The organism is Dietzia aurantiaca, from assembly GCF_021033825.1.
Classification (GTDB): domain Bacteria; phylum Actinomycetota; class Actinomycetes; order Mycobacteriales; family Mycobacteriaceae; genus Dietzia; species Dietzia aurantiaca.
Genome location: NZ_JAIFXZ010000020.1, coordinates 38963 through 55563, shown reverse-complemented (window position 1 = coordinate 55563; position 16601 = coordinate 38963). Strand labels below are relative to the sequence as shown.

The 16601-nt window shown below is 69.8% G+C and carries 16 protein-coding genes; all 16 read right to left on the bottom strand.

What is annotated here, in order from left to right; all coding sequences use genetic code 11:
• Positions 1–373: 373 nt before the first annotated feature.
• Positions 374–1645, bottom strand: coding sequence for a tyrosine--tRNA ligase (tyrS, locus tag K3888_RS16410; RefSeq protein WP_295653026.1), 1272 nt, complete (start codon positions 1643–1645; stop codon positions 374–376).
• Positions 1646–1663: 18 nt separating this feature from the next.
• Positions 1664–2344 (bottom strand): DNA-3-methyladenine glycosylase, encoded by a 681-nt coding sequence (locus tag K3888_RS16405; protein ID WP_230931354.1) that lies wholly within the window; start codon positions 2342–2344, stop codon positions 1664–1666.
• A complete protein-coding gene (locus K3888_RS16400) occupies positions 2341–2571 on the bottom strand; it encodes a Trm112 family protein (RefSeq protein ID WP_230931353.1) in 231 nt (76 codons plus the stop codon). The genes K3888_RS16405 and K3888_RS16400 overlap by 4 nt, the downstream gene beginning before the upstream one ends.
• 5 nt (positions 2572–2576) lie before the next feature.
• Positions 2577–4016: an argininosuccinate lyase gene (gene argH, locus K3888_RS16395; RefSeq protein ID WP_230931352.1), complete on the bottom strand. Its 1440-nt coding sequence runs from the start codon at positions 4014–4016 to the stop codon at positions 2577–2579.
• On the bottom strand, positions 4013–5212 hold the full coding sequence (locus K3888_RS16390) for an argininosuccinate synthase (protein ID WP_230931351.1): 1200 nt from the start codon (positions 5210–5212) through the stop codon (positions 4013–4015). The genes argH and K3888_RS16390 overlap by 4 nt, the downstream gene beginning before the upstream one ends.
• Before the next feature lie 51 nt (positions 5213–5263).
• On the bottom strand, positions 5264–5761 hold the full coding sequence (locus K3888_RS16385; RefSeq protein ID WP_230931350.1) for an arginine repressor: 498 nt from the start codon (positions 5759–5761) through the stop codon (positions 5264–5266).
• Positions 5758–6732, bottom strand: coding sequence for an ornithine carbamoyltransferase (gene argF, locus K3888_RS16380; protein ID WP_230931349.1), 975 nt, complete (start codon positions 6730–6732; stop codon positions 5758–5760). Before argF ends, K3888_RS16385 begins: the two co-directional genes overlap by 4 nt.
• On the bottom strand, positions 6729–7943 hold the full coding sequence (locus K3888_RS16375; protein WP_230931348.1) for an acetylornithine transaminase: 1215 nt from the start codon (positions 7941–7943) through the stop codon (positions 6729–6731). The genes argF and K3888_RS16375 overlap by 4 nt, the downstream gene beginning before the upstream one ends.
• Positions 7940–8875, bottom strand: coding sequence for an acetylglutamate kinase (argB, locus tag K3888_RS16370; RefSeq protein ID WP_230931347.1), 936 nt, complete (start codon positions 8873–8875; stop codon positions 7940–7942). Before argB ends, K3888_RS16375 begins: the two co-directional genes overlap by 4 nt.
• A gap of 1 nt (position 8876) precedes the next feature.
• Positions 8877–9353, bottom strand: a complete 477-nt coding sequence (locus tag K3888_RS16365; protein ID WP_230931346.1) for a hypothetical protein — start codon at positions 9351–9353, stop codon at positions 8877–8879.
• A complete protein-coding gene (gene argC / locus K3888_RS16360; protein WP_230931345.1) occupies positions 9350–10387 on the bottom strand; it encodes an N-acetyl-gamma-glutamyl-phosphate reductase in 1038 nt (345 codons plus the stop codon). Before argC ends, K3888_RS16365 begins: the two co-directional genes overlap by 4 nt.
• Before the next feature lie 99 nt (positions 10388–10486).
• Positions 10487–11260: a DUF2786 domain-containing protein gene (locus tag K3888_RS16355; protein WP_230931344.1), complete on the bottom strand. Its 774-nt coding sequence runs from the start codon at positions 11258–11260 to the stop codon at positions 10487–10489.
• A 113-nt stretch (positions 11261–11373) separates the two neighbouring features.
• Positions 11374–12198, bottom strand: a complete 825-nt coding sequence (gene thiD, locus K3888_RS16350) for a bifunctional hydroxymethylpyrimidine kinase/phosphomethylpyrimidine kinase (RefSeq protein WP_230931343.1) — start codon at positions 12196–12198, stop codon at positions 11374–11376.
• The gene (gene pheT / locus K3888_RS16345) at positions 12191–14680 is read right to left on the bottom strand and encodes a phenylalanine--tRNA ligase subunit beta (RefSeq protein ID WP_230931342.1); all 2490 of its coding nucleotides are present in this window, start codon (positions 14678–14680) and stop codon (positions 12191–12193) included. The genes thiD and pheT overlap by 8 nt, the downstream gene beginning before the upstream one ends.
• Before the next feature lie 109 nt (positions 14681–14789).
• Positions 14790–15845, bottom strand: coding sequence for a phenylalanine--tRNA ligase subunit alpha (gene pheS, locus K3888_RS16340; protein WP_230931341.1), 1056 nt, complete (start codon positions 15843–15845; stop codon positions 14790–14792).
• A gap of 102 nt (positions 15846–15947) precedes the next feature.
• Positions 15948–16601 carry a response regulator gene (locus K3888_RS16335; RefSeq protein WP_230931340.1) on the bottom strand — a complete coding sequence of 218 codons (654 nt, stop codon included), beginning with the start codon at positions 16599–16601 and terminating at the stop codon, positions 15948–15950.

Here is a 16601-nt window from a genome sequence, read left to right as displayed (position 1 = left end):
GGTCGCAACCAAACAAAAAATTTGGCACTATCACAAACAAAACACACTGTTGAGTTCTCAAACAACACCCACACACCGATCCACCGCGATACACTCACCACAGCTTCACAGGGAAGATCCTGCAACCGCCGCCCTCTCGGGCAACTTCTCCAGCCTAGCACCACCAACTCCCAGTTCCAAAACCGGGCGTTTCTGCTTGTTCCTGGAGCGCGTCTACTTCGAGCGACCCCGTCCGTTTCGGTCCGGGCTCGCTCTCGGCGACGTCCATTAAGTTACGCAGACATGAACTGAAACGCAAACCCGCTGGTAAACGGCCCTAAAAGCACGATAACGCCGGCATAGCCGGCGTTATCGTGGTCGGAATCGCGAGGAATCAGCGGATGCGGATCCCGGCGAAGTTCTTCTTGCCTCGGCGCAGGACCACCCAACTGCCGTGGAGCAGGTCGTCGGTGGACGGCGTCCAATCGGGGTCGGAGATGCGCTCGTTGTTCACGTACGCACCTCCCTCTCCCACCGCACGCCGGGCCGCGCCCTTACTCGGGCAGAGCCCGCCCGCCACCAGAAGATCCGTGATCGTCCGTGGATCGTCCGCGGCGATCTCGGCCGCGCCGGCATCGTCGAGTGCCGCCGCCAAAGTGGCCTCATCAAGCTGGCCGAGTTCGCCACGCCCGAACAGTGCCTGGGCCGCGGCCTGAACGGACTCGGTGGCCGCGACCCCGTGAACGAGCGTCGTCATCTCCTCTGCCAGCCGCTTCTGGGCAGCGCGCAGATGCGGCTTCTCGGCGGTGAGCACCTCGAGTTCCTCGATCTCCTCCCTGCCGAGGAACGAGAACCAGCGCAGGTAGCGGACCACGTCGGCATCCGCCGTATTGAGGAAGTACTGGTACCACGTGTACGGGCTCGTCATGGCGGCGTCGAGCCATAGGCTGCCGCCGCCGGTCGACTTGCCGAACTTCTTGCCGTCGGACGAGGTCACCAGGGGCACGGTCATCGCATGAACCGCCTCACCGTCGACACGACGGTTGAGGTCGACCCCGCCGACGATGTTGCCCCACTGGTCGGAGCCACCGATCTGGAGCGTGCACTCGTGATGACGTCGCAACTGCAGGAAGTCGTTCGCCTGCAGCAGCATGTACGAGAACTCGGTGTAAGAGATGCCGTCGCCATCCAACCGACGCTTGACCGTGTCCCGACCGAGCATGGTGTTCAGCGAGAAGTGCTTGCCGACATCCCGAAGGAACTCGATCACCGAGAGGTGGCCGGTCCACTGCATGTTGTTGACGATGCGGGCGCCGGACGGTCCCTCGGTGAGGTCGACGAAGCGCTCGAGTTGGCCGGAGATCCGCTCGGCCCAGTCCGCCACCGTGTCGGAGGTGTTCATGACGCGCTCCCCGACATCGCGCGGGTCACCGATCATGCCGGTCGCGCCGCCGGCCAGGACGATGGGCCGGTGCCCGGCGAGCTGGAAGCGGCGCAACGTCAGGAGCGGGATGAGATGACCGGCGTGGAGGCTCGGCCCGGTGGGGTCGAAACCGCAGTAGAGCGACACCATCCCCTCGTCCAGATGGGCGCGGAGCGTGTCGAGGTCCGTCGACTGGGCGATCAGGCCACGCCACTGCAGGTCATCGAGGATGTTATTGGTCACGACGTTCATTGTCCCCCATCACCGGCCGAGGTCGACCACTGGCCGCGTGACCGCGGGCGCCCTCGGGCTCCGTCGGTAGGCGGAGACCTCCCGCGCGCCGGCGACCCAGAACCGCCAGTGACGATCCGCCTCGCGGGAGACGCCGACGCGGGGCCCGGAACGGATCAGTTCGTCCGGAAGAGGGTTGGGGCGGAAGGAGACCGACGACGACGAGTTGAGCACGTCCAGACCTCGGAACGACAGATCGACCCCGAGGGTACGGCCGAGATTGCCGGGTCCGCGGGCGAGCTTGTCGGACGTGATGCCCGGCCGGCGGGTCGCGACGACCTCGTGGCCTTCTTCGACGCGGGCTGCCCGGAGCAGCACGCCCCCGCCCTCACCGGGCGGCCGGCAGGTGATGTTCACGCACTGGTGGATGCCGTGACTGAGGTAGACGTACAGGTGGCCGGCGTCGCCGAACATGACCTGGTTGCGCGGCGTCGGGCCGGGCCAGGTGTGGGCCGCGGCATCCGGGTAGGCGGATCCGGCCGGCCCGCCATAGGCCTCGACCTCGAGAATGCGAACAGCAACCGGGCCGTGTGTCAGCGTCCCACCGAGCACGATCCGCGCGGCCTCGTCCGGCGCCGCCTCCCGCAGCAGCTCTCTGAGCGGGTCGGTGACGCCGGACCGGGACTCGTGGTCGGTGTGCGGGTTGCTCACTCCGGGGATGAGCCCTCTCCGGCGCCCGCCTTGGCGAGCAGTTCCGCGTGCTCGGCCTCGTCGACCTGCCGGGATTCGTCGACCAGCAGCACGGGGATGCCGTCGTCGATCCGGTAGGCGCGGCGCAGACGCTGGTTGTACAGCGTGTCGTCCCCAGCGAGCAGGAGCGGCCCCTTGTCCTCGGGGCAGGCCAGGATCGACAGCAGTCGTTCGTCTAGGACGGACATGCCGTTCACCCTACCCAGGCGGCGAGCTCGTCACGGAACTCGGCCAGCCGCCCGCGCTGCTTCGCGACAGCCTCACCGGCGGTGCCGCCGCGGGCGTTCCGGGAGGCGATCGATCCCGTGACGGTCAGCACCTCGCGAACCTCGGGCGTCAACGCGGGGTCGACGGCGGCGAGCTCGTCGTCGTCGAGCTCATCCAGTCCCACCCCACGTCCCTCGGCGATGCGCACGCACTCCCCCGCCGCCTCGTGGGCGACCCGGAACGGGACTCCCTGCCGGACCATCCACTCCGCGATGTCCGTGGCGAGGGTGTATCCCGCCGGGGCGAGCTCCGCGAGCCGTTCGGGGTGGAACACGAGGGTGTCGACCAGACCGGCCATCGCCGGGAGCAGCAGGTCGAGCTGGGCCACCGAGTCGAAGACCGGCTCCTTGTCCTCCTGCAGATCCCGGTTGTAGGCCAGCGGCTGTGCCTTGAGCGTCGCCATGAGCCCGGTCAGATTGCCGATGAGCCGGCCGGTCTTGCCGCGCATCAGTTCGGCGACGTCCGGGTTCTTCTTCTGGGGCATGATCGAGCTACCCGTGGACCACTCGTCGGCCAGGGTGACGTAGCCGAACTCGGGCGTCGACCAGGCGATGATCTCCTCCGCCAGACGCGACAGATCCACCGCGATCTGGGCGAGCACGTAGGAGGCCTCGGCCGCGAAGTCACGCGAACTGGTGGCATCGATCGAGTTGTCGGCGGCGCGGTCGAAACCGAGCTCGGCCGCGATCGCGTCCGGGTCCAGTCCGAGCGACGAGCCGGCCAGTGCGCCGGAGCCGTACGGGGAGACCGCCAGGCGTCGGTCCAGATCGCGGATCCGGTCGAGGTCGCGCAGCAACGGCTGGGCGTGCGCGAGCAGTTGGTGGGAGAGCAGGACCGGCTGGGCCGCCTGGAAGTGGGTCTTGCCCGGCATGACCGTCTCCGGGTGCGCATCGGCCTGCGCCACGAGTGCGTCGACCACATCGAGCACACCCGCGGCCACCGCGCGCACGGCATCCCGCAGCCACATCCGGAACAGGGTGGCCACCTGGTCATTGCGCGAGCGGCCGGCACGTAACCGTCCGCCGACCTCGGGGCCGACCCGCTCGATCAGGCCGCGCTCCAGGGCGCCGTGCACGTCCTCGTCGGACTCGGCGGGCACGAACTCCCCGGAGTCGACGTCGGCGGCGAGCCGATCCAGACCGTCGAGCATCGTGTCCAGGTCGGCCCCCGTGAGCAGGTCGGCGCGATGCAGCACCCGGGCGTGCGCCTTGGACGCCCGGATGTCGTACGGCGCCAGATCCCAGTCGAAGTGGGTGGACTTGCTCAGTGCCGCCATCGCCTCTGCGGGGCCGCCGGCGAATCGGCCGCCCCACAGGGCCCCGGTATTGGTCCCGTGCCGGTCGTCCCGGCCCTGCTCGTCGCTCACAGTCCCAGGTCCCGCTTCGCGGCGATCTTGGAACTCAGGCCATGGAGGTTGACGAAGCCCTTGGCGTAGCTCTGGTCGAAAGAGTCACCCTCGTCGTAGGTCGCCAGGTTGAAGTCGTACAGCGACTTGTCGGAGCGGCGGCCGTTGACGGTGATCGAGCCACCGTGCAGGACGAGGCGGATGTCGCCCGAGACGTGCTCCTGGGTGTTGTCGATGAAGGCGTCCAGGGCGTACTTCAGCGGCGAGAACCAGAGACCGTCGTAGACGGCGTTGGACCAGGTGTCCGAGACGCCGGACTTGTAGCGGGCCAGCTCCCGCTCGAGGGTGACGTCCTCGAGGGCCTTGTGCGCGGTGATGAGCACCATCGCGCCCGGGGCCTCGTAGACCTCACGGCTCTTGATGCCGACGAGACGGTCCTCGACCATGTCCAGTCGACCGACGCCCTGGGCGCCGCCGCGACGGTTGAGCTCTTCGATCGCCTCGAGGACGGAGACCCGACGGCCGTCGATGGCGACCGGAACGCCGGCCTCGAAGGTGATGGTGACCTCGTCCGGGGCGGCGAAGTTGATCGTCGGGTCCTCGGTGTAGTCGTAGACGTCCTTGGTCGGCGCGTTCCACAGGTCCTCGAGGAAGCCGGTCTCGACCGCGCGGCCCCACACGTTCTGATCGATCGAGAACGGCGACTTCTTGGTGACGTTGATCGGGATCGCGTTCTCCTCGGCGAACTCGATGGCCTTCTCACGCGTCCAGGCGTAGTCGCGGACGGGGGCGATCACGTCCAGGTCGGGAGCCAGCGCGCCGAAGCCCACCTCGAAGCGCACCTGGTCGTTCCCCTTGCCAGTGCAGCCGTGCGCCACGGCCGTGCCGCCGTGCATCTTCGCGGCGGTCACCAGGTGCTTGACGATCAGCGGGCGCGAGATCGCCGACACCAGCGGGTACTCGCGCATGTACAGGCCGTTGGCCTTGATGGTCGGCGCACAGTAGTCGTTCGCGAACTCGTCACGGGCATCCACGACGATCGACTCGACCGCGCCGCAGTCGAGTGCGCGCTGGCGGATGGAGTCCATGTCCTCTCCGCCCTGTCCCAGGTCGATGGCCACGGCGACGACCTCGGCGCCGGTCTCCTTACCGATCCAGCTGATGGCGACGGAGGTGTCCAGTCCGCCCGAGTAGGCGAGGACGACGCGATCGGTCATGGTGTTCTCCTTGGTTGTTGTTCAGGTGTTGTCCATCGGCCCGGGGCCGCGTCAGAGTTGGCGCCGGGCCAAGGCTGCGAGGCGGCCCGCAAGCTCTTCTCCGCGCACGGGTTCGCGGGCCATCACGAATATGGTGTCATCCCCGGCGATCGTGCCCACCACGTCGTCGAGATTCGCACGGTCCAGGGCACTGGCGAGAAAGTTCGCCGCCCCGGGCGGCGTGCGCAGGACCGCCGTGTTCCCACTGTGGTCGGCGGACACGAGCAGCTCCCCCAGAAGGCGCCCCACCCGGTCGGTACCGCCCGGGATGCCCGGGACCTGGCTGCCATCCTCCGGGATGACATAGCGGCCGGCACCGCCGTCGGCAGCGCGGAGCTTGACCGCGCCGAGCTCATCGAGATCGCGACTGAGAGTGGCCACCGCGATAGCGATACCCTCACCGGCCAACGCGTCGGCCAGTTCGGTCTGACTGCGCACGGGCCGGTCCCGGAGGATCTCGGCGATGCGCGCGTGACGAGCCGTCCGACTGACCGCGCCGACGGAGGTCACGATCGCTCCAGCAGCCAGACGAGTAGCGCCTTCTGTGCGTGCAGCCGGTTCTCCGCCTCGTCGAACACCCGGCTGCGGGGACCGTCGATGACCTCGCCGGTGATCTCCTTCTCGCGATACGCGGGTAGGCAGTGCAGGACGATCACATCGTCGGAGGCCTTGTCGACAGCGTCCCGGCCCAGCTGGTAGTCGGCGAGATCGCGCAGACGCTCGGTGGCCGAGTCCTCCATCCCCATCGACACCCAGGTGTCGGTGATGAGGACGTCGGCGTCGATCACGGCCGTGTCGACCTCGGTCGTGATGGTGACCGAACCGCCGGTCTCCGCCGCGATCCGTTCGGCGTCAGCCACCACCTGCCCGGTCGGCTGGTAGCCGGCCGGCGCCGCGATGGTGATGTGCATCCCCGCAGTGGCGAACCCGACGAGGTACGAGTGCCCCATGTTGTTTGCGCCGTCGCCGAGGTAGACCGCCCGCAGACCCGCGGTGCGTCCGAAGTTCTCCCGGATCGTCAGCAGGTCGGCGAGGATCTGACAGGGGTGGAAGTCGTCGGTGAGCGCGTTGACGACAGGCACGGCCGAATCCGCTGCGAGCTCGGCCAGTCCGGCCTGCGAGTACGTCCGCCACACGATCGCCTCGACGTAGCGGGACATCACCATCGCGGTATCGGAGAGCGTCTCGCCCTTGCCCATCTGGGTGGATCCGGACTCCACCACGATCGCATTGCCACCGAGTTGTGCGATGCCCGCGTCGAAGGAGAAGCGGGTCCGCGTGGAGGTCTTGTCGAAGATCACCGCGACCGACTTCGGCCCCTCCAGCGGGCGCGCCGAGAACGGCTCCGCCTTGAGCCTGAGCCCGAGCTCCAGCACCTCGGCCTGCTCCGCGGGACTGAGATCGTCGTCTCGGAGAAAGTGACGCGGGGTCGGGCTTCCCGGGCCTGTCGTCGTGGACGACGGCGAGGTCGTACCGGTCATGACGAGGTCTCCTTCTCCGACGCGGCGTCGAGGATCGGGGGCAGGGCGGTCACGAACTGCGCGACCTGGTCTTCGGTGAGGATGAGCGGCGGGGCCAGCCGGACGACGTCCGTGCCGGTGGCGCCCACGAGGTAGCCCGCGGCGCGCGCGGCCTCCTCGACCTCCTTCGCCCGCGGCGCGGTCAGCACCACTCCGAGCAGGAGTCCGCGGCCCCGGACATGATCGACCAGCGGGTGATCCAGGCACTCGATCTCGGCGGCGAGTAACTTGCCGAGCCGGTCGACGTGGGCGACGAGGTCGTCGGTGTCGATCGTCCTCAGGACCGCCAGCGCGGCCGCGCACGCGACGGGATTACCACCGAAGGTGGTGCCGTGCTGGCCGGCGGTGAGCAACTCCCCCGCCCGGCCGATGCCCAGACACGCGCCGATGGGCAGCCCGCCGCCGAGCCCTTTCGCCAGGGTGATCACATCCGGAACCACCCCGGCCTTGCGGGACGCGAACATCGCGCCGGTGCGGGCGATCCCGGTCTGGACCTCGTCGACGATCATCAGGATCCCGTGTTCGGTGCACAGTTCCCGCACGTCCGCGAGGAAGCCCTCGGGCGGTTCCACGACGCCGCCCTCCCCCTGCAGCGGTTCGACGATGACGGCGGCGGTGTCCGCCGGGGCCTGCTCGACGAGCGCCCGGAGTGCCGCGGTGTCCCCGTAGGGGAAGTACTCGACGCCGGCGGGCATCGGCTCGAACGGCGCACGCTTGGCGGGCTGACCGGTCATCGCCAGCGCCCCCATGGTCCGACCGTGGAAGCCGTTCTCCGCGGCGAGGATCCGTGAACGGCCGGTGCGGCGGGCGATCTTGAACGCCGCCTCGTTGGCCTCGGCGCCGGAGTTGCAGAAGAAGGCCCGGACCGGCGCCTCCACCGCGAGAAGCGATTCGAGACGCTCCGCCAACTCCACGACCACCGGGTGGACATAGAGATTCGACACGTGCCCCAGTTCGGCGACCTGCCTGCTGACCGCCTCGACGACGGCGGGGTGGGCGTGCCCCAGGGAATTGACCGCGATGCCGGCCAGCAGATCGAGGTACTCGCGACCGTCGGCGGCGGTCACGGTCACGCCCCGGCCCGAGACGAGTTCGAGCGGCGGGGTGCCGTAGTTGCGCATCAGCGCGGTGTCCCACCGTGAGATGAGATCAGTGGTGTCCTGCGGGCTCACTGTGCTTCTCCTACTACTGAACGGATCTCGTGGTCACCCTCGGTGACCATCGTTCCGATGCCGCCCTCCGTGAGGATCTCGAGCAGCACCGAGTGCTCGACGCGGCCATCGATGACGTGCGCTGCCCCGACGCCGCCCCGCACGGCGGCCAGACACGCCTCCATCTTGGGAACCATGCCGCTCTCAAGCGACGGCAGGAGTGCCTCCAGCGGCGTGGTCCCCAGGTGCGTGACGAGCGACGAGCGATCCGGCCAGTCGGTGTACAGGCCCTCGACATCGGTGAGGACGACGAGCTTCTCGGCTGCGAGTGCCGCGGCGAGCGCGCCCGCGGCCGAATCCGCGTTGATGTTGTGGACGACGCCGTCGGCATCGGGGGCGATCGTGGAGACGACCGGGATGCGTCCGGCCTCGATGAGGTCGATGACCGCCCCGGGATCGACGGCGGCGACGTCCCCGACGAGTCCGATGTCGGTGGCCTCCCCGTCGACCATCGCCGTCCGACGGACCGCTGTGAACAGGCCCGCGTCCTCGCCCGAGATCCCCACCGCGTACGGGCCGTGAGCATTGATCAGCCCGACGAGTTCGCGGCCGACCTGACCGAACAACACCATCCGCACGACATCCATCACCTCGGGCGTCGTGACTCGGAAACCGCCCCGGAACTCGCCCTCCATGCCCAGCCGGCCGAGCATCGCGGTGATCTGGGGACCACCGCCGTGCACCACGACTGGCTTGAGGCCACAGGTGCGCAGGAACACCATGTCGGCGGCGAACGCGGCCTTGAGCCTCTCGTCGACCATCGCGTTTCCGCCGTACTTCACCACGACGATCTTGTCGTGGAACTCCTTGAGCCACGGCAGTGCCTCGGCGAGGACGTGCGCGCGGACGAACGGCGACAGTTCGGTCGACCCGTCGTTCATCAATGTGGGCATATCAGTCGCCTCCGGCGGTGATGGGGATGGTCAGGGTCAGGTGGATCTGTGCGCCGCCGCGGTGGCGGAAGCGGAACGCGGCGCCGGCCTCGGTGACCGTGGGTTCGGGCCACGGCCCGAGTTCGGTGTCGGGCCGGAAGGCGAGGACCTCGACCGGCCCGGCCTCGACCCCCGTGCGGACGCCCACGAATCCGGCGACGTCCTCGGCGACACCGTGCACGAACGTGAAGTCCGCGCCGGTATCGCAGGATCCGGGTCCGTCGAGCAGCACGACCGCGCGGGTCGACGGCACCTGGGCGCTGAGCGCGCTCCACTGCAGCTCGACCGCGTCGGCTCCACCACCCGAGACGTCGAGTGCGGCCGTCGCACCCGGCGGAGCCAGCCAGAACCCGGCGATGTTCCGCGCCGGATCCGTCCACAGTTCGAGCCCGTGATCGTGCCCGACCAGCGTCGCCCCGGGCAGGACCTCCGCGCTCAAGGGGCCAGGCCGACCGTGCTGAGACCGGCGGTCTCGGACAGCCCGAGCGCGAGGTTCATCGACTGGATGGCGCCGCCGGCAGTGCCCTTGGCCAGGTTGTCGATCGCGGCGGTGAACACGGCCCGGCCGGTGCGCTCGTCGACCTCGATACCCAGCTGCACGGCATTGGAGCCGAGCACCGAGGCGGTCATGGGCTGCACCCCGGCCGGCAGGAGGTGGACGAACGGCTCATCACCGAAGGCCTCCGTGTAGACCTCACGCAGCTCGTCCGCAGAGGCCGTGGTGGGCACGACCGCCGTGGTGAGGATGCCGCGCGCCATGGGGGCGAGCACGGGCGTAAAACTCACCGACACCTCGGCGTCGGTCACCGCCCGGAGGTTCTGCGTGATCTCCGGGGTGTGGCGGTGAGTGGCGACCCCATACGCCTTGGTCGAGCCCATCACCTCGGACGCGAGCATGGGCACCTTGGCCGCCTTGCCCGCGCCGGAGGCCCCTGTCACCGAGACGATCGTGATGTTGGACGCATCGACGAGCCCCCTGGCCACTGCCGGGAACAGCGCCAGGGTCGCCCCCGTCGGAAAACAGCCCGGGACCGCGACCCGCCGGGTCGACCGCAGCGCATCGCGGGCTCCGGGGAGTTCGGGCAGCCCGTACGGCCACGTACCCGCGTGCGGGGAGCCGTAGAAGGCCTCCCAGTCACCGGCGTCCGTCAACCGGAAGTCCGCCCCGAGATCGATCACCAGCACGTCCGGCCCGAGCTGTTCGGCGATCGCCGCCGAGTGACCATGCGGGAGGCCGAGGACCACCACGTCATGCCCGGACAGCGACTCGGCGCTGGTCTCCGAGAGAACCCGGTCCGCCAACGGCAGCAGGTGCGGATGGTGCTGGTCCAGCGTCTGGCCGGCGTTGGACCCCGCCGCCAGGACGCCGATCTCCAGCTCACCCGAGAGGTACGAGGGATGTGCGAGGAGGAGTCTGAGGAACTCCCCGCCCGCGTAACCCGATGCACCTGCGACCGCTACCTTGATTGCCATACGCACGAGTATGCACCACGTTGCAATCTTTTGCACACAAGGTCCGTCGTCGGGCCTCGCGTTCAACCGGGAGCCGGTCCGATCACCAGCACATCCAGATCATGCCCCGATCTGCCGTTGCGCACCGCCGAAACGCCGTTGCCCCAGGTCGACCGAACCGCCCATGCGACGCCCCTCATCGAGGCCGGACGTGCCGACGCGGCGCCGGGAACCCTTGACGGTGTGGGGGAAACGGCGACGCAGCTCCGCCTCGGCGCACTGTGAATCCGAACGCAGGACCAGCCCGGCCCCTGCCGCATCCGAACTCTCGGACACCGCCTCTGCCTCGGCCGCGGCGAGGCGCCGGCCCACCTCGAAGGCGAACCCGGTCATGAACGATTTGCGGTGGGTCACCGCTGACACCCCCGGCACCGTGCGCTGCCGTACGGCGCCGGCCAACATGATCCCGGTCAGCGCACCGCCCAGCATCGACACGCGCTCGACGTGGCGACGGAGCCCGACGATGTACACGATCCGAGCCCCGTCCGCCCGCCTCGATGACACCGCCCTGCAGTGCATGGCCACCGCCAGCGACGCGACGAGGCCGATCTGGTCGGGCTGGTACTTTCCGAGCACCACGTGCTCGTGGACCACCACCTCGGCCGCCGCCTGATCCGGACCGGATCTGGCCAGCGCCTCATCGACCCCGTACTTCGCGAGTAACGCGTAGGCCCGCTCGAGTAGCACCTCCGCCTCCGGCGTCCCGGCCACGCTCTCGGCCTTGGCGAACAGCTTGCGGACCCGGTCGAAGGCCTTCTCCGAGGAGAGCGCTGACGCGGCGCCGCCCCCGTTCTGGCCGGTCGCGCGGGAGTTGTCGGAACGAGTGTGGGTCATGGTCTGCTCCTGATCGTCTCAGCATTGATGTCGAGACGGATGTTCGCACACACGTACGACAGGACTGTGTCGACGCCGCCGGACAGCCGCCCGGGTCGATGACCCCGGGACGATCAGCGGTGGAGGAACCAGGTGTGGTCGAGCGGGCCGGCGCCCTGCCCCACGTCGAGGGACAGCCCGCCGTGCAGGGCCCCGTCCATCCATGGCCGGACACGTCGGTACGCCGCTTCCCAATCGGGCGCACCGACACGCGCGGTGGCCAGTGCCGACGACAGCGAGCATCCGGTGCCGTGGGTGTGCGGCGTCTCGACGCGGACGAACGGCAACCGGAGTGTCATGCGACGGTCCGCCTCGGACTCGACCATCACGTCCTCGGCGCTGCCGTCCTCGAGGTCGCCGGTCGTCGCGAGAACCGCGCTACCGGTCTGCTCGTGGACGAGCTCCGCCTGACTGACGATCCCCTCGATGTCGGTCGCGGTGTCTGAACCGCAGAGCACACCGAGTTCGGGCACGTTCGGGGTGACGAGGTCGACGAGCGGGACGAGGTCGCGCAGCATGGACGCGGCGTCCTCGCTCGCGAGACGCCCGCCGGTGGTCGCGACCATGACGGGGTCCAGGACGATGTGAGGTGGGCGACGACGACGAAGCCACGCCCCGACCGCTTCGACGAGTGAAGCCTCTCCGAGCATGCCGATCTTGACGGCGTCGATCTGGACGTCATCGGCGACCGCGTCCAGCTGGGCGATCACCGTATCGACCGGCACCGCGTGGACGCCGGCCACGCCGCGGGTGTTCTGGACCGTGACGGCGGTGACCACGCCCATCGCGTAGCCGCCCATCGCCGTGACGGACTTGGTGTCGGCCAGCAGGCCGGCACCACCCGACGGGTCGGTGCCGGCGATGCAGAGTATGCGGGGCACCCGCACCGCGTCAGCCACGAAGGCTCGCTCCCACGGCCCGTGCTGCCGCGTCCACCGCGGCCGTGCGCCACTCGCTGGCCTCGTCCTCGGTCAGCGTTCGGTCGTCGGCGCGGAAGGTGAGCGCGTACGCGAGCGACTTCCTGCCCTCACCGAGCTGGCTGCCGGTGTAGATGTCGAACAGGCGGACGCTCTCGAGGAGGTCGCCGCCTCCCGAGATGAGCGCCGCCTCCACCGCGGATGCCGGGACCACCTCATCCACGACGAGAGCGACATCCTGATTCACCGACGGGTAGGAGGAGATCGCCGGCGCGGGCAGGACCTCGCGCGTGCCGATGGCGGTCAGGTCGAGCTCCATCGCGCATGTCCGCGCGGGGAGCTCCAGACGCTCGCACGCCGCGGGATGCAACTCACCGGCGTGGCCGACCACCGCGCCGTCGACGACGATCTCGGCGCAGCGGCCCGGGTGCCAGGGTGCGTACTCCCCCGACCTCACCTCGACCTCGACGCCGAGCGCGGCTCCGACGGTCCGGGCCGCCTCGACCGCGTCGAGCGCGTCGGCGGCGCGGCCCGGATCGAGATGGCCGGCCGGCACTCGTCTACCGGTGTAGAGGGCGGCCGCGTGCAGCGGCTGCGCGGGCAGCGAATCGCCGAGCCGCTTCTGCTCATCGGCGGTGGGCTCACGGTCCACGGGCAGCATGTCCACGCCGGAGGTCGCGGGCGTGCGGAACGCGACCTGGGCGATCGAGAAGAGCGCGAGGTCGCGGGTCCCGCGGGTGAGGTTGCGCCGGGCGATCTCCACCATCGACGGCAACAGGGTCGTCGCGAGATGCGCCTTGTCGCTCTCCAGGGGATTGACCACGGACATCGTGTGGCGACGCTCGTCGTCGTCGCGGAGCCCCATGGCGTCGAACACGGACGGATCGCAGAACGGCGACGTGAGCACCTCGACGTGCCCGGATGCGGCGAGGGCGCGCCCCACGGCCCGGCGGCCGCGCTGGGTGGCCGTCAGGCCCCGACCGGCGGGGGCGGTGGGCAGCACGGACGGGATGTCCTCCAGACCCTCGAGGCGCAGGACCTCCTCGACCAGGTCGGCAGGAATCGTCAGATCGGGGCGCCACGTGGGCGGGGTGACCTCGAGCAGCACGGCGTCGTCGCCGGCCACCGTGGCCCCGATCTGCTCCAGGCGCCGGCGGGTGGTCCCGACCGGGTACCCGAGCCCCGCGACCCGCGAGGGCCGGTCCGGGTCGAAGGCGATCGTGGGCGGGACGGGCGCCGTGCCGGCGTCGGTGAGCGACGCCTCGACGGTGCCGCCGGTGATCTCGGCGAGCAGCGTGGCCGCGCGATCCAGCGCGGCGACGGAAGCCGAGGCGTCCACTCCTCGCTCGTAGCGCTTCCCGGCCTCACTGGGCAGCTTGTGTCGGCGGATGGTCCGGAACACCGCCAGGGTGTCCCACACGGCGGCCTCGAGCAGCACGTCGGTGGTCGTGTCCGAGACCTCTGTGCTGGCGCCGCCCATGACGCCGGCCAGCGAGACCGGGCCGGTCTCGTCGCAGATCACCACGTCCTCCGGGTCGAGCGTGCGCTCCGCGCCATCCAGGGTGTTCAGCGTCTCCCCCGCCCGAGCGCGACGCACGGTGAGCCCGCCCGTGAGCGTGGCGGCGTCGAACGCGTGCATCGGATGGCCGAGTTCGAGCATGACGTAGTTGGTGACGTCGACGGCCGGGGAGATGGGCCGCACACCCGACATCAGCAGGCGACGGGCCAGCCACCAGGGGGTCCTGGCCGACGGGTCGACGCCGGTGACCCGGCGCAGCGCGAACCGCTGGGCGCCGGACTCCTCGGTGACCTCGAGCGGCCAGGTCTCCTTCCCCGACGGCAGGCCGAGCTCGACGGCCGGGTCCGCGAAGTCCAGGTCGAAGCCGCACGCGAGCTCGCGGGCCAGACCGCGGGCCGACAGGCAGTATCCGCGGTCCGGGGTCACGTTGAGTTCGAAGACCGTGTCCCGCTCGGGGGCGCCGGCGGCGAGGACCGGCCCGGCCGGGGTGCCCGGCTCGGCGGTGCCCGGCGCGAGCACGATGATGCCGCTGTGATCCGACCCGATCCCGAGTTCGGATGCCGAGCAGATCATGCCCTCACTGGGCCTGCCGTAGGTCTTGCGCTTGCCGATCTCGAAGCCACCGGGCAGGACCGTACCGGGCAGTGCCACCACCACGAGGTCGCCCTCATCGAAGTTCCGCGCGCCGCACACGATCTGCTGCGGCTCGTCGCCGCCGACGTCGACGAGGCAGAAGCGGATCGGCTTCTTGAAGCCCTCGAGTTCCTCGATGCTGCTGACCCGGCCGACAGTGAGCGGGCCGGTGATCTCCGGGAGTGTCTGCGGCTCTCCCTCCACCTCGAGGCCGACGCGCACGAACCCGGCGTCGAGTTCGGCCGGCGACACCGACCAGCCGTCGTTGGCCCGCTGCAGGATCTCGGTCAGCCAGGACTGCGCAATTAGCACTGTGGGGTCCTTCGTAGTTCTCGGTGGTCGGGTGAGCTCTGGGGTCGGGCGGGTGGGGCACCGGGCCGGGCCCCGCCGGCGGCGGCCGCCGCCCGGGCCGGTACGCCGGTCAGTACCGGATGCCGAATGGCAGCGAGAACCGCACGTCGCCCTCGACCATGTCGCGCATATCGGACAGCCCGTTGCGGAACTGCAGCGTGCGCTCGAGGCCCATCCCGAACGCGAAGCCGGAGTACACCTCGGGGTCGATGCCGCAGGCGATCAGCACATTGGGATGCACCATTCCGCAACCGCCCCACTCGACCCAGCCGGCGCCGCCCTTCTTGCGCGGGAACCAGACGTCGACCTCGGCGGAGGGCTCGGTGAACGGGAAGTAGTTGGGCCGCATACGGGTGCGGGTCTCCGGCCCGAAGAGCGCGCGGGCGAAGGCGTCCAGCGCGCCGCGCAGGTGCGCCATCGTCAGTCCCTTGTCGATAGCCAGGCCCTCGACCTGATGGAAGACCGGGGTGTGGGTGGCGTCGAGCTCGTCGGTCCGGAAGGTCCGGCCCGGGCAGGCGACGTAGATCGGCGGCTCGCGATCGAGCATGGTCCGGATCTGCACCGGCGAGGTGTGGGTCCGCAGCACCTGTCGACTGCCCTCGGGTGCCACGTGGAAGGTGTCCTGGAGCGTGCGCGCGGGGTGGTCTGGGAGGAAGTTGAGCGCGTCGAAGTTGTAGTGCTCGGCCTCGATCTCCGGCCCTTCGGTGATCTCCCAGCCCATCCCGACGAACACGTCCGCCACCTGCTCGGTGATGATCGTGATCGGATGCTGGGCCCCGACCGGCGCCCGATCGGACGGCACCGTCAGGTCGAGTGTCTCGGCCACCAGGACCGCCGCGTCGCGCTCGGCCTGCAGCTGCCCGAGCCGCGCCTCGTACGCCTTCTGGACACGGCCGCGCGCCACGTTGACGGCCTTGCCCGCGGAGGCCTTCTGCTCCTTCGGGAGCGAGCCGAGTGTTCGCCGACCCAGTGCGATGGGGCTCCGGTCGCCCAGGTGGGCCGTCTTGGCCGCGGCCAGAGCGTCGAGGTCCGCGGCCGTGGCGAACGCGCCCTCCGCGTCCGTGGCGTATCCCGCCAGGGACTCCTCGTCGATCCCGACCTCGACTGCGCCTCTGTCTTCGCTCACCTGTGCTGCGTCCTCCCCGTCCCGGTCAGCTCCGGCGACCGCCGGGTGCATCGCCGGACAGCCTAGTCGATTCGCGTTTGCGCCCCCTGCCCCGTGTCCTGCTCAGACCACCCCGTTCTCGTAGGCGTACACGACCACCTGAGCGCGGTCCCGCAGCCGCAGTTTCTGCAGGACCCGCCGTACGTGGGTCTTGACGGTCTCCTCCGAGATGAACAGCACACCGGCGATCTCGGCATTGGACCGCCCGGTGGCGATCTGCTCGACGGTCTCGCGTTCCCGCGGCGTGAGGGAGGTGAGCTCCGCCGGCTCGCGGCGCGGGCGGCGGCCCCGGGTCACCACGTCCTCGATCAGCCGGCGGGTGACGGTCGGCGCCAGCAGCGCCTCACCGGTGACGGCGACCCGGACGGCCCGGAACAGCTCCTCGGCGGGCGCGTCCTTGAGCAGGAATCCGGAGCATCCGATCCGCAGCGCCTCGTACACGTAGTCGTCGAGATCGAAGGTGGTGAGCATGATGATCCGCGGGGCCGGGTCGATCCCGGAACCGAGTATGCGGCGCGCGGCCTCGAGCCCGTCCATCTCCGGCATGCGGACGTCCATGAACACCACGTCGGGGCGGAGCGCCTCCACTTTCCCGACCGCCTCGGCGCCGTCCGCCGCGTCGCCGATGACCCTGATGTCCGGCTGCGACCCGAGCAGCGCGGCGAAACCCTGTCGCACCATCGCCTGGTCGTCGGCGATCAGTACGGAGATGGACAT

Excerpts from the sequence above, each read along its gene's own strand:
- K3888_RS16400 (WP_230931353.1), bottom strand. The coding sequence starts at position 2,571 with ATGTCCGTCCTAGACGAACGACTGCTGTCGATCCTGGCCTGCCCCGAG.
- K3888_RS16390 (WP_230931351.1), bottom strand. The coding sequence starts at position 5,212 with ATGACCGATCGCGTCGTCCTCGCCTACTCGGGCGGACTGGACACCTCC.
- argF (WP_230931349.1), bottom strand. The coding sequence starts at position 6,732 with ATGACCGGTACGACCTCGCCGTCGTCCACGACGACAGGCCCGGGAAGC.
- argB (WP_230931347.1), bottom strand. The coding sequence starts at position 8,875 with ATGCCCACATTGATGAACGACGGGTCGACCGAACTGTCGCCGTTCGTC.
- argC (WP_230931345.1), bottom strand. The coding sequence starts at position 10,387 with ATGGCAATCAAGGTAGCGGTCGCAGGTGCATCGGGTTACGCGGGCGGG.
- K3888_RS16355 (WP_230931344.1), bottom strand. The coding sequence starts at position 11,260 with ATGACCCACACTCGTTCCGACAACTCCCGCGCGACCGGCCAGAACGGG.
- K3888_RS16335 (WP_230931340.1), bottom strand. The coding sequence starts at position 16,601 with ATGTCCATCTCCGTACTGATCGCCGACGACCAGGCGATGGTGCGACAG.